Source organism: Streptomyces sp. NPDC048650, assembly GCF_043199095.1.
Lineage (GTDB): Bacteria > Actinomycetota > Actinomycetes > Streptomycetales > Streptomycetaceae > Streptomyces.
Window position 1 is genome coordinate 524,687 of the sequence record NZ_JBICVM010000002.1, and the last position, 12,543, is coordinate 537,229.

Consider the following 12,543-nt stretch of genomic DNA (forward strand, 5'->3'; position numbering starts at 1 on the left):
GGCCGGAATAGTTGAATCCGCGACCGGGTCCGCTCCGCCTGCGCGCCTGCCCTTCTTTATGGGGCTCAAACAAGACGGTGTTCCAGATCACATCCGCGTGACGTAAGGGGCATACGGCATCATGCGGGGTGTGACTCGACGCCTGATGCTCCTCGACACCGCCTCGCTCTACTTCCGCGCCTATTTCGGGGTACCGGAATCGGTCAAATCCCCGGACGGCATGCCGGTCAACGCGGTACGCGGACTGCTGGACTTCATCGCCCGGCTCGTCCAGGACCACCACCCCGACGACCTGGTCGCCTGCATGGACTTCGACTGGCGCCCCCAGTGGCGGGTCGACCTGATCCCCTCCTACAAGGCACACCGGGTCGCCGAGGAGGCCCCGGCCGGGTCCGCGGAGCCGGACGAGGAAGAGATCCCCGACACCCTCTCCCCGCAGGTCCCGGTGATCGAGGACGTCCTGGACGCGCTCGGCATCGCCCGGATCGGCTCGGCGGGCTACGAGGCGGACGACATCATCGGCACCCTGACCGCCACCGCCGAGGGCCCGGTCGACATCGTCACCGGCGACCGCGACCTCTTCCAGCTGGTCGACGACGACCGCGGCATCCGCATCCTGTACCCGCTCAAGGGCGTCGGCACCCTGCAGGTCACCGACGAGGCCCTGCTGCGCGAGAAGTACGGCGTGGACGGCCCCGGCTACGCCGATCTGGCGCTGCTGCGCGGCGACCCCAGCGACGGCCTGCCCGGCGTGCCGGGGGTCGGCGAGAAGACCGCCGCCAAGCTGCTGGCCGCCTACGGCGACCTCGCGGGCATCATGGCCGCCGCCGACGACCCGGCGTCGAAGCTGACCCCCACCCAGCGCAAGCGCCTGACCGAGGCGCGCCCGTACGTCGAAGTGGCCCCCACGGTCGTCCGGGTGGCCACCGACGCGCCGGTCCCCGACATCGATCACACCCTGCCCGCCGAACCGGCCGACCCCGAGCGCCTGACGGCGCTCGCCGACCGGTGGGGCCTGGGGGGATCTTTGCAGCGACTGGTCACCACCCTGCACCACTGAGCTGTTACGTTGGGTCCATTAGGTTAGGCATACCTAATAGACCACAGGTGATGCCTGGCAGGTCCGAGCAGGTTCACCAATTCGGCGATCACGTCAGGGGAATGTCGTGGCAGCAGAGCGTCCGGCCCGTAAACAGCCCACACTGCACCGCGGCCGCGTGGTGCGCACCGAGCAGCTGACCCCGCACATGGTGCGCGTGGTGCTGGGCGGCGACGGCCTGGCGGCCTTCGCGGCGGGCGAATACACCGACCACTACGTCAAGTTGGTCTTTCCGCTGCCCGAGGTCAGCTACCCCGAGCCGTTCGACATGGCCCAGATCCGCGCCGACCTCCCCCGCGACCAGTGGCCCCGGACCCGTACGTACACCGTGCGCTCCTGGGACGCCGAGACCCGCGAGCTGGCCCTCGACTTCGTGGTGCACGGCGACGAGGGTCTGGCCGGGCCGTGGGCGGCCGCGGCGGAGCCGGGCGACGAGATCCGCTTCCTCGGCCCCGGCGGCGCCTACGCCCCGGCCGCCGACGCGGACTGGCACCTGCTCGCCGGCGACGAGAGCGCGCTGCCGGCCATCGCGGCCTCGCTCGCCCGGATGCCCGCTGGCATCCCCGTGCGCGCCTTCATCGAGGTGGCGGGCCCCGAGGAGCAGCAGGAACTGACCGTCCCCCCGGGCGCCGAGGTCACCTGGCTGCACCGCGGCGCCTCCCCGGTCGGCCGCGAACTGGTCGCGGCCGTACGGCAGTTGGAGTTTCCGTCCGGCCAGGTCCAGGCGTTCGTGCACGGCGAGGCAGGCTTCGTGAAGGAGCTGCGCCGCCTGCTGCGCACCGAGCGCGACATCCCCCGCGAGGACCTGTCCCTCTCCGGTTACTGGCGCACCGGCCACGACGAGGACGGCTGGCAGGCGTCCAAGCGGGACTGGAACCAGCAGGTGGAGGCGGAACAGGAAACCGCCCCGGCCGCCGCTTCCTGAATCGACGCGGCGGGCGGGCCGACCCGGCCGTTCGGGGGCCGGCCCTCCCGCCCGGACCCACCAGGGCCGCACCGGGACGGGGTGACGCGGCGGGCGGCACCCCGCCGGCGATCACGCCTCCCCGGCCACCGCGCCCTCGTCCTCGTCGTACCGCCGGGCCGATGCCTCCACATGCGCCAGCCGCCGCATGGCGCTGAGGACGGCATCGCCCAGTACGGTCCCCACCACCACACTTTCCACCATGGTGTCGACCTCCGCGTTGCGCCCCACGAAGGCCAGATCGGCGGCGGCGATCCGTTCGCACGCCTCGGCGTAGTCCTCCAGCACCTCTTCGAAGGCGCCGTGCCCGATGCCCCGGAAGGTGGCCAGCGCGACCGCCAGCGCCTCGGCGGACACATGATCCGGCTCGACCCGCCAGCCCCGCCGGCGGACGAGCCCGGCGACCGCCTGCCGGGCCTCCGGCAGCTCCGGGGGCTCCCCGGCGGCCGGTGCGGTGATCGCCTCCTGGGCCGCACCCAGCACCTTGTGCACCGACTCCTCGGGCGAGTCGACGGCGGCCAGGACCTCCCGCACGACCGAGACCGACAGGCCGCCGACATCCATCAGTCCGCGGATCAGCCGCAGCCTGCGGACATGGCCGTCGTCGTAACTGGCCTGGTTGGGGCTGGTCAGCCGGCCCGCGGGGAGCAGCCCCTCGCGGACGTAGTACTTGATCGTCGGGACCGGCACCCCCGTCTGCCGGCTCAATTCCCCGATGCGCATGCGCCGCCCCTTTCCGGCCGGTTTACCGTAGCCATGATAGATAGTCCGGCTATCCAGCCGACGCCTGGGAGGCCCCTGCGCGCGAACCGCACCGAGCGCGCCACCGGAGTGGACGGATCCGCTGCACGTACCGCTGCCCGAGTCGGGCGCCACGACGCCCTTCGCGCGGTAACTCCGCGCGCCCGCCGGAAAGTTGGGCCGCCGGTCGGCTGACCGCCGACCGGGCGCGTCGCGTCGGGCGGGCACGCCGCCGTCGGCCGTCAGCCGTGGTGGAAGACCTCCCGCATCGGCGTCCACCACTCCCCCGGCACCGCGCCCTCGGTCTGCTCCTGGCAACGGTCGGTGTGTCGCCACCACTCGCGGGTGGTCGGATCGGCGGCCATTTTCCCCATGTCGGCGGCGAAGTCGTCCCCCACGTACTCGAAGTACGCGAACAGCACATCGCCCTCGAGGAAGATCGAGTAGTTGCGGAGGTGGCATGCGGTGAGCGTCGCCAGCACTCCGGGCCACGCCTCGGCATGCAGCCGCAGATACTCCTCGCGGTGCTCCGGACGCAGCCTGATGCACTTGCCGAAGCGGCGCACCGGGGCGCTCCCCTCGTCGTGTGTCGCACTCATGACGGCATCCTCCACCAGCCGCCCCGGGCAACGGAATTGGTTGACGGCGCAGACATCTCTTTGTTCCACTGGGCCCATGCGTCCATTGCAGCCGCTGGTCACCCGCGACCACATCGACTTCGGTCGGGTGTGGTCGGCGTCCTGTTGCCGCTGACTTCTCCGTAGCGCAGTCCCTCCGTACCGCGAGCCCGCTCCGGGCCCCGTACGCCCGCATGCCCTGCCGCATGCCCTCGCACCACCTACGAGAAGACGAGGCCACCCCATGCCTGTCGAGTTCCTCGGCATCGCCGCCACCCACGACGGTTCCGAAGTCACCCCCCGCTCCGGCGCGTCCTTCGACAAGGACTACACGCTGAAGCTGGCCCGCGCCCACGAGGAGTACGGCTGGGACCGGGTGCTGTTCGCGTACTCCTCCGGCTCACCCGACCCGTCCCCGGCCGCCGCCTACATCGCCGCCCGCACCGAGTCCCTCCAGCTCCTGGTGGCACACCGCCCCAACGTCTCCTATCCGACGTTCGCCGCGAAGACCTTCGCCACGCTGGACCGGATCAGCGACGGACGGCTCGCCGTCCATTTCATCACCGGCGGCAACGACCATGAACAGGGCCGGGAGGGCGACACACTCGGCAAGGACGAACGCTACGCCCGCACCCGCGAGTACATCAGCATCGTGAAGAAGATCTGGACCAGCCACGAGCCGTTCGACCACGAAGGGGACCACTACCGCTTCCACGACTTCGTCTCCGACACCTTCCCGGTGCAACAGCCGCATCCGCAGGTGTCGTTCGGCGGGTCGTCGCCCGCGGCGTACGCGGCCGGCGGCGCCGAGGCGGACATCTACTGCCTGTGGGGCGAACCGCTGGCGCAGACCGCCGAGCAGATCGGCTCGGTCAGGGCGGCGGCTCAGGCGGCGGGCCGCCGTCGGGCGCCGCGCATCCAGGTCGCTTTCCGGCCGATCCTGGCACCCACCGAGGAACTCGCCTGGGAGAAGGCGCACCGCACCCTGGAACGGATCCGCGCCCGCAAGGCGACCGCGCCGCCCAACCGTCGTCAGGGTCTGACGAACCCGCAGAACGCCGGCTCCCAGCGGCTGCTCGCGGCGGCCGCCGAGGGCGAACGGCACGACCGGGCGCTCTGGACGCCGACCGCCGCGGAAACCGGCGGCGCCGGTAACTCCACCGCTCTGGTCGGCACGCCGGAGACCGTCGCACAGGCCCTGCTGGACTACTACGACCTGGGCGTGGACATCATCTCCGCCCGCGGCTACGACCTGCTCGACGACGCGATCGACTTCGGCAGGTATGTCATCCCGCTTGTCCGCGAGGAGGTCGCCAAGCGGGACGCGGAGCGCTCGGAACAGCGCGCGGCAGCGCAACTGTTGGGCTAGGCCGTTCGATCGCTCCGACACCCGGACACGACGGCGCCCGCCCCCTCAAAACAGGGGACGGGCGCCGTCGTCGCATCCCGTGGGGTCAGCCCACCGAGGAGTAGGCCACGACGCCGCGCAGCACGCCGTCGACCGCCTTGCGGGCCGTGCGGGCCACCGTGCCGCCGGCCGGGGCCGCCGCCGCGATCTGGCCGAGGACGTCGACCAGCTGCTTGCACCAGCGGACGAAGTCGCCGGCCGGCATCTCCGCCTCCCGGAGCACCTCGTCGAGGCCGAAGCCGGAGGCCCAGCGGTACGCGGCCCAGGCGAAGCCCAGGTCCGGCTCGCGCTGGCCGACGCCTTCCGCCTGGTTGATCTTGTGTGCCTCCTCCAGGGCGTCCAGCCGCCCCCAGATGCGCACCATCTCGCCCAGCGCGTCCTTGGCTTTCCCGGACGGCAGCTTGGGTGCCACCGCGTCGTCCGCCTGCCGCGCCTCGTAGACCAGCGCCGAGGCGCAGGCGGCCAGCTCCGCCGGGCCGAGCCCCTCCCAGACGCCCTCCCGCAGGCATTCGCTGGCCAGCAGATCCAGCTCGCCGTAGAGCCGGGCGAGCCGGCGGCCCTCCTCGGTGACGGTGTCGCCCTCGAGGTAGTCCAACTCGGTCAGCAGCGCGCAGATCCGGTCGAAGGTGCGGGCGATGGTGTTCGTCCGGCCCTCGATACGGCGCTCCAGCTGGCGGGTGTCCCGCTTCAGCCGGTGGTAGCGCTCGGCCCAGCGGGCGTGGTCCTCGCGCTCGGCGCAGCCGTGGCAGGGATGCGCCCGGATCTCCGTGCGCAGCCGGGCGATCTCACGGTCGTCGGCCGCCTCCGCGCGCGGCTTGCGGTGCCGGGACGGGACGAGATGACCGGCCTTGGTGCGCAGCGCGGACGCCAGGTCGCGACGCGACTGCGGGCTGCGGGCGTTGAACGACTTGGGGATCCGCATCCGGTCCAGCGCCGTGACCGGCACCGGGAAGTCGATCGACGCCAGCCGCTTGACCTGCCGCTCGGCGGTCAGCACCAGCGGCCGCGGACCGTCCTGCGCCTCGAGGCCGCGGTGGCGGTCCGTACGGCCCGAGGGCATGCCGGGGTCCAGTACCAGCGCGAGGCCCGCGTACTTGCCCGTCGGCACATGGATCACATCGCCCGGCTTCAGCTTCTCCAGCGCGGCGGCGGCGGCCGAACGCCGCTGCGCGGCGCCCTGCTTGGCGAGCTCGGTCTCCCGGTCCTTCAACTCCCGCCGCAGTCCGGAGTACTCCTCGAAGTCCCCGAGATGGCAGGTCATCGACTCCTGATAACCCTCCAGCCCCTCTTCGTTCTTCTGCACCTGCCGGGAGATCCCGACCACCGACTTGTCGGCCTGGAACTGCGCGAAGGACATCTCCAGCAGCTCCCGCGAACGGTGCCTGCCGAACTGCGAGACGAGGTTGACCGCCATGTTGTACGACGGCTTGAAGGAGGACCGCAGAGGGTACGTCCGCGTCCCCGCGAGGCCCGCCAGCGCACCCGGGTTCATTCCGCGCTGCCAGAGCACCACGGCATGGCCCTCGACGTCGATCCCGCGGCGCCCGGCGCGGCCGGTGAGCTGGGTGTACTCGCCGGGTGTGATGTCGGCGTGCTGCTCGCCGTTCCACTTGACGAGCTTCTCCAGGACCACCGAGCGGGCAGGCATGTTGATGCCCAGGGCGAGCGTCTCGGTCGCGAAGACGGCCTTGACCAGCCCCTGGACGAACAGCTCCTCGACGACCTCCTTGAACGTCGGCAGCATGCCGGCGTGGTGCGCCGCGATGCCCCGCTCCAGGCCCTCGAGCCACTCGAAGTAGCCCAGCACATGGAGGTCGTCGTCCGGGATGCCGGACGTGCGCGCCTCCACGATGCGCCGGACCCGCTCGCGGCCCTCCTGGTCGTTGAGCCGCAGACCCGAGTACAGGCACTGCTGGACAGCCGCCTCGCAGCCGGCGCGGCTGAAGATGAACGTGATCGCGGGCAGCAGACCTTCGTTGTCGAGGCGGTCGATCACCTCGGGCCGACTGGGCGTCCAGATCCGGCTGCGCTGGCGCCGCTCACGCTCGCGGTCCGCCTCGCGCATCGTGCGGCCGCGCCGTTTGTCCCGCCCGAACGTCGGCCGGCTGTTCTCCATCCGCGCCAACCGCTCCAGGTCGGGGTTGACCTCGCGGCGTCCGCCGCCCTGGCCGTCCCGCTCCTCGAACAGGTCGTACATCCGCCGGCCCGCCAGGACGTGCTGCCACAGCGGCACCGGCCGGTGCTCGGAGACGATCACCTCGGTGTCACCGCGGACCGTGTCCAGCCAGTCCCCGAACTCCTCGGCGTTGGAGACCGTGGCAGACAGTGACACCAGCGTCACGGACGCGGGCAGATGGATGATCACCTCCTCCCAGACGGCGCCCCGGAAGCGGTCGGAGAGGTAGTGCACCTCGTCCATGACCACATAGCCGAGGCCTATCAGGGACCGCGATCCGGAATAGAGCATGTTCCGCAGCACCTCGGTGGTCATCACGACCACCGGCGCCTCGGAGTTGACACTGTTGTCGCCGGTCAGCAGGCCGACCTTGTCGGCCCCGTACCGCTTGACCAGATCCTGGTACTTCTGGTTGGACAGCGCCTTGATCGGGGTCGTGTAGAAGCATTTGCGGCCCTGCTCCAGGGCCAGGTGAACGGCGAATTCGCCGACGATCGTCTTGCCGGATCCGGTGGGGGCCGCGACCAGCACTCCCTTGCCGGCCTCCAGTGCCTGGCACGCCTCGATCTGGAAGGCGTCCAGACCGAAGTCGTACATCTCTCGGAAAGGGGCGAGTGCGGTGGCCTGCTCGGCCGCCCGGAGCTTGGCGGCGGCATAGCGCTCAGCAGGGGACATGTCCTCGGTCATCGTGCTTACGAGCGTACCGGCCACCTCTGACAACGACCGGATCTTTACGGGCCCCTTTACCGACCCGTACCGCGCGGCCCCCGGCCCCGCCCGGGCACCGGCGCCCTTGCGGGGCCTGAGAAGTACCGGCACACCGGCCCACGACGGCCCGGGCAACAGACAAGGAGGCGGGGAGCTCTCGGGCTCCCCACCTCCGTCGTCGTTCCTGCGTGCGGCGTTCCTGCGTGCGGCGTCCTCAGGTGACGTCGTCGTAGCCGCCGCGGCCGCCGTCGGCGGCGCCGCCGTCACCCAGCGCGGCGGGTCCCGCCACCGGCTCCAGCTCGCCGATGTCGTCCGGCGCCAGATCCAGTGCGGACGCCTCGTCGTCGGCCGGCCCCGCGTCCTGGCGGCGCCTGCGGCGGCCGTCGTTGGTGAGGGCGATACCGACGGCCACGAGGTAGAGCAGGGCGATGGGCACGGCCAGCATGAGCATGGTGAGCGGATCCGTGCTGGGCGTGGCGATGGCGGCGAAGACGGTGATGCCCATGACCATCCCGCGCCACCAGCCCAGCATGCGCTTGCCGGTGATCACGCCTGCGAAGTTGAGCATGACCAGCAGCAGCGGCAGCTCGAAGGACAGCCCGAAGACCAGCACCATACGGGTGATCAGATCGAGCAGTACGTCCAGCGGGACGATGTTGCCGATGCCCTGCGGCGTAAAGCTGATCAGCACCTTCGCCGTGGTCGGCAGCGTGTAGTACGCGAAGTAGGCGCCGGCCGCGAACAGCGGGAAGCCGGCGGCGACGAAGCTCATCGTGTACTTCTTCTCGTGCCGGTGCAGACCGGGCGCGAGGAAGGCCCACAGCTGGTAGAGCCAGACCGGCGAGGACAGCACGACACCCGCCATCAGGGACACCTTCAGGGCCAGGGTGAACGGCCCGAGCAGGTCCATCATCACGATGCTGGCGCACCGGGCACTCTTGCCCTGTTTGGCGACATCGGTGAAGAGCGAATGGCAGCCGACCGACTCCAGCACCGGCTTGGTCAAGAAGTTGATGATCGCTTCGTAGAAGAACGCCGCCAGGACCGTCGCGATCACAATGGCCAGGACAGCCTTGGCCAGCCGGTTGCGCAGCTCACGCAGATGCTCCACGAGCGGCATACGCCCCTCGGGGTCCTTCTCCTTCGCTCGCTTTTCAGGGGCAGACTTCCGCAACCCTCGTCCTCATCTCATGCCACAGGCAGCGGCCCGGCCGCCGCCACGGTCAAGCCCTCGGTCAGCGCTGCGCGGTGTGCTCGGGATCAGCGACCGGTCGCGCGCTGTTCTCATCCCCCGGCGCGGCCTTGATGGTCTTGCGCTCGGCCTGCGGCTCGTCCTGCGGCGGGTCGGCGGGCGCTTCCTGCTTCTGCGAGGCCTCGGACTTCATCGCCTTCGCCTCGCTCTTGAGGATGCGAGCGGACTTGCCGAGCGAGCGGGCCATGTCGGGAAGCTTCTTCGCACCGAACAGGAGAAGAAGGACGACAACGATGAGGACGAGCTCCATTGTGCCGATCTTGCCACCGAACATAAGTATTTACCTTCTCACCGAGGCGGCTGGGGATGGAACTAGCTGAACTTGGCCGGACCTCCGTCCGCCCGCCGTACTGCAGCGATCGTAGCGCCCACGGGTGAATACGGGGCAACCCCTGTGCGCACTCCCGGTTGCAGGGCCGCGCCTCGGAATCGGCCCTGGCAAACAGCCTACCGCCCGTGGGGAACGGCAGGTCGGGCCCGTACGCCGACCGTCACTTCCTCGTCAGGTCCTTCGCCGGATCCAGGGAGGCCGCCAGCGGCGTCGCCGCCCGCTCCAGGTCCTCGGCCGCCCGCTGGATCCGCGCCGACGCCGCACCGACCTGCCGGGCGAGCCGCCGTACCTCGACGAAGACGCGGACGGCGAGGACGCCGAGCACGGCGATCCCCAGGAAGCCGAGGACGACAGCGATCATGGGCCAGAGCATGGGGCGAGCCTATCGGTCAGCCGATGTGCAGCCGCAGGGTGCGGACCCCGCCGCCGGTGAGCAGCTCGACGATCCGCTCGCCGGCCGGGCGGCGCACCGCGCGGCCGCAGTCGGGGCAGGTGAAGGAGTAGAAGGTGGTGCGGCGGCTGGCGCCGATCGCCAGCCGGAAGGCGTCCGAGGCCAGTTCGAAGCGGCCCCGGCAGTCCGGACAGGCCGCCTTGAAGAGCACCGGAGTGGTCATGGCGGCGCCCGCCATCGTCGTCGTCATCCCTCGCTGCCTCCTCCGTCGGATGTCCCCGGTCCCCTGCGGGGCCGGTGCGCAGGGCTCACTCGCCGTACGCCGCGAGCGCCTCGGTCGCCGCCCGGCGCGCGCTGTCGGCGAGCGCCTGCGGCGCCACGATCCGCCCGTCGGCACCCAGCCGCAGCGCGAGGCGGCGCAGCGACGCCGGGTCGGGGGTCCGCAGGGTGATGCGCAGCCCGCCGTCGGGGAGCTCCTCGGCACTGTCGTGCGGGTAGTACTCGGCGACCCAGCGACCGCCGGGGCCGACCTCGATGGAGACCTCGGGGTCCTCCGCCGCGGGCTGGACCAGTCCCTCCGACAGATCGCGCAGCTCGATGGGCGGCGGGTCGGCGGGGGCGTCCAGCAGCCGGATCTCGGCGACCCGGTCGAGCCGGAAGGTCCGCCGCGCCTCGGAGAGCCGGCACCACGCCTCGACGTAGGTGTGGCCGACGGCGAACAGCCGGATGGGGTCCACCTCGCGCTCGGTCAGTTCGTCCCGGGCCGGGGAGTAGTAGCGCAGCCACAGCCGGCGCCGTTCCGCGATGGCGCGGTCCACATCGGCGAAGACCCCGCCCTCGGACTCGAAGGTCACCGACAGCCGGGAGCTGGCCCCGGCCGCTTCGCCCGCCGCCGCCTCCAGCTTGGCGGTGGCGCGCAGCAGCGCCTGCCGGTCGCCCTCGCGCAGACCGGGCAGGGTGGCCACGGCACGGGCCGCGACCAGCAGCGCGGTCGCCTCGTCGGCGGCCAGGCGCAGCGGCTCGGCCACATCGTCCGGGTTGTGCCACCAGATGCGGTCGCCGTCGGTGTCGATGTCCAGGAGGTCGCCGCCACGGAAGCTCGTCCCGCACATCGGCAGGACGTCCAGATCGGCGATCAGCTCGTCCTCGGAGATGCCGAAGGCGCGGGCCACGTCGCCGACGCGGGCGCCGGGGCGCTCGCGCAGGTAGGTCACCAGGGACAGCATCCGGCGGGTCTGGTCGATCGCGTTCGTCGCCATGGGGGTACCTCTTCCTCTCAGCCCTTGGCCACGGCGCGCAGCCGGTCGACGACATCGGCCCGCAGTTCGGCCGGCTCCAACACCACCACATCGGGTCCGAACTCCACCAGCCAGGCGTCGAGTCCGTGCCCGCTGGGGATCTCCAACTCGTCCCAGCCGTCACCCAGGTCCCGCACGGTGAGCGCGCGGGCCCGCAGCGGATAGCCGTGGTCGGCGCGGAGTTTGATCCGGGCGGTTCCGGTGGCGGTCTCCCCGGCCCAGCTCTCGACCGTCTCGCGGACGGTGACGTGATCCGGCACCGGCGCGGTGAACGCCCCTTGCCGGGAGCGGACGTTGCCGGTGATCCGGGAGAGCCGGAAGACCCGCTCCGCCTTACGGCTCCGGTCCCAGCCCGCGACGTACCAGTGACCGCGCCAGCATTCGAGGATCCAGGGCTCGACCTGCCGCTGCTCGGGACGGGCGGCGTTGGCCTTGCGGTAGTCGAAGACCACCGGGCGGCGGTCGCGGCAGGCCAGCATCAGCGGTTCGAAGGCGGCTTCGTGCGCCGGGATGCGCGGTTCGAGGGCGCTGTGCGGCTGCCGGTCGTCGTAGCCCTCGCCGTCGTCGGCCAGCGGCATGCCGGCCGCCCGCAGCTTCTGCAGCGCGCCGCTGGCTGCTCCGGCGAGCCGGGCCTGCTGCCAGATCTTGGCGGCCAGCCCGAGGGCGGCGGCCTCCTCGGCGTCCAGGGTGATCGGGGGGAGGCGGTTGCTGTCGCGGCGGGCGAGATAGCCGACCTCGCCGTCGATGGCGTCCACGGTGGCGATGACCAGGCCCAGCTCGCGCAGATCGTCCTTGTCCCGCTCGAACATGCGGTTGAACGAGTCGTCGCTGCTCGCCTCGATATAGGCCTCGATGGACGACCTGAGCTCACGCTTGGTCAGCGGGCGTCGCGTCCCCAGCAGGCACAGCGCCAGGTTCATCAGCCGCTCGGCCTTCGCAATGGCCATCGACGCCCTTTCTCGTGGAACTCCCGAGCGCTGACCGTACCGCTCGGGATGCCCGGGGCAAAGCCGAGGGCCCGTGCCACGGATGGCACGGGCCCTCGGGTGCGTCGAGCCGGGTCTCAGACGGAGACCAGGTCGCAGACGAAGATCAGCGTCTCGCCCGGGGCGATCACGCCGCCGCCGGCGCCGCGGTCGCCGTAGGCGAGGTGCGCCGGGATGGTCAGCCGGCGACGACCGCCGACCTTCATGCCCTGCACGCCCGTGTCCCAGCCGGCGATGACCTGTCCGGCGCCCAGCTGGAACTCCAGCGGCTTGCCGCGGTTCCAGCTCGCGTCGAACTCCTCGCCCGTGCTGAACGCCACGCCGACGTAGTGGACCTTGACGAAGTCCCCGGCCTTGGCGACCGGGCCGTCGCCCTCCGTCAGGTCCACAATCTCGAGCTCGGTGGGAGCCGGGCCCTCGGGGAAGTCGATCTCGGGCTTGTCGATGCTCACGAATGTGCTCCTACTTACGGATCTTTACGATTACCGCGTCAGTCTTGCAGATCTTGGCGTCCCCGCCGGTCACTGCCGCCGCGCCGCGACGGGTCGGACCGCCGGGACCCCTACCGGCCC

The 12,543-nt window shown here is 71.2% G+C and carries 13 protein-coding genes; 3 read left to right on the forward strand and 10 right to left on the reverse strand.

Annotated features, from left to right (window positions below; genetic code table 11):
- Positions 1–145 precede the first annotated feature (145 nt).
- Together ACGFML_RS08160 and ACGFML_RS08165 are read left to right on the forward strand one after the other, a co-directional pair.
- Positions 146–1,060, forward strand: coding sequence for a 5'-3' exonuclease H3TH domain-containing protein (locus ACGFML_RS08160; RefSeq protein WP_393541677.1), 915 nt, complete (start codon positions 146–148; stop codon positions 1,058–1,060).
- Between the two features lie 106 nt (positions 1,061–1,166).
- Positions 1,167–2,024, forward strand: a complete 858-nt coding sequence (locus ACGFML_RS08165) for a siderophore-interacting protein (protein WP_393541259.1) — start codon at positions 1,167–1,169, stop codon at positions 2,022–2,024.
- Between the two features lie 111 nt (positions 2,025–2,135).
- Here the strand turns inward: ACGFML_RS08165 and ACGFML_RS08170 are convergent, their stop codons facing one another.
- Positions 2,136–2,786 carry a MerR family transcriptional regulator gene (locus ACGFML_RS08170; RefSeq protein WP_393541261.1) on the reverse strand — a complete coding sequence of 217 codons (651 nt, stop codon included), beginning with the start codon at positions 2,784–2,786 and terminating at the stop codon, positions 2,136–2,138.
- Between the two features lie 260 nt (positions 2,787–3,046).
- Positions 3,047–3,403: an L-rhamnose mutarotase gene (locus ACGFML_RS08175; protein ID WP_393541262.1), complete on the reverse strand. Its 357-nt coding sequence runs from the start codon at positions 3,401–3,403 to the stop codon at positions 3,047–3,049.
- Positions 3,404–3,665: 262 nt separating this feature from the next.
- Between ACGFML_RS08175 and ACGFML_RS08180 the strand changes: the two genes are divergently transcribed.
- Entirely contained in the window at positions 3,666–4,790 is a 1,125-nt protein-coding gene (locus ACGFML_RS08180; protein ID WP_393541264.1) for an LLM class flavin-dependent oxidoreductase, read from the forward strand.
- A gap of 85 nt (positions 4,791–4,875) precedes the next feature.
- Here the strand turns inward: ACGFML_RS08180 and ACGFML_RS08185 are convergent, their stop codons facing one another.
- From ACGFML_RS08185 to ACGFML_RS08220, 8 genes are all read right to left on the reverse strand, one after another.
- A complete protein-coding gene (locus ACGFML_RS08185; RefSeq protein ID WP_393541266.1) occupies positions 4,876–7,692 on the reverse strand; it encodes a DEAD/DEAH box helicase in 2,817 nt (938 codons plus the stop codon).
- A gap of 235 nt (positions 7,693–7,927) precedes the next feature.
- The gene (tatC, locus tag ACGFML_RS08190; RefSeq protein ID WP_393541268.1) at positions 7,928–8,833 is read right to left on the reverse strand and encodes a twin-arginine translocase subunit TatC; all 906 of its coding nucleotides are present in this window, start codon (positions 8,831–8,833) and stop codon (positions 7,928–7,930) included.
- A 115-nt stretch (positions 8,834–8,948) separates the two neighbouring features.
- Positions 8,949–9,239, reverse strand: coding sequence for a Sec-independent protein translocase subunit TatA (gene tatA / locus ACGFML_RS08195; RefSeq protein ID WP_393541270.1), 291 nt, complete (start codon positions 9,237–9,239; stop codon positions 8,949–8,951).
- Between the two features lie 217 nt (positions 9,240–9,456).
- A complete protein-coding gene (locus ACGFML_RS08200; protein ID WP_393541272.1) occupies positions 9,457–9,669 on the reverse strand; it encodes a hypothetical protein in 213 nt (70 codons plus the stop codon).
- Between the two features lie 16 nt (positions 9,670–9,685).
- Positions 9,686–9,937, reverse strand: coding sequence for a hypothetical protein (locus ACGFML_RS08205; protein WP_393541274.1), 252 nt, complete (start codon positions 9,935–9,937; stop codon positions 9,686–9,688).
- Between the two features lie 58 nt (positions 9,938–9,995).
- Positions 9,996–10,946: a helix-turn-helix transcriptional regulator gene (locus ACGFML_RS08210; RefSeq protein ID WP_393541276.1), complete on the reverse strand. Its 951-nt coding sequence runs from the start codon at positions 10,944–10,946 to the stop codon at positions 9,996–9,998.
- 17 nt (positions 10,947–10,963) lie between these two features.
- Positions 10,964–11,932: a helix-turn-helix transcriptional regulator gene (locus tag ACGFML_RS08215; protein ID WP_393541278.1), complete on the reverse strand. Its 969-nt coding sequence runs from the start codon at positions 11,930–11,932 to the stop codon at positions 10,964–10,966.
- A gap of 116 nt (positions 11,933–12,048) precedes the next feature.
- Positions 12,049–12,423 (reverse strand): FKBP-type peptidyl-prolyl cis-trans isomerase, encoded by a 375-nt coding sequence (locus ACGFML_RS08220; RefSeq protein WP_393541280.1) that lies wholly within the window; start codon positions 12,421–12,423, stop codon positions 12,049–12,051.
- Positions 12,424–12,543: the final 120 nt, after the last annotated feature.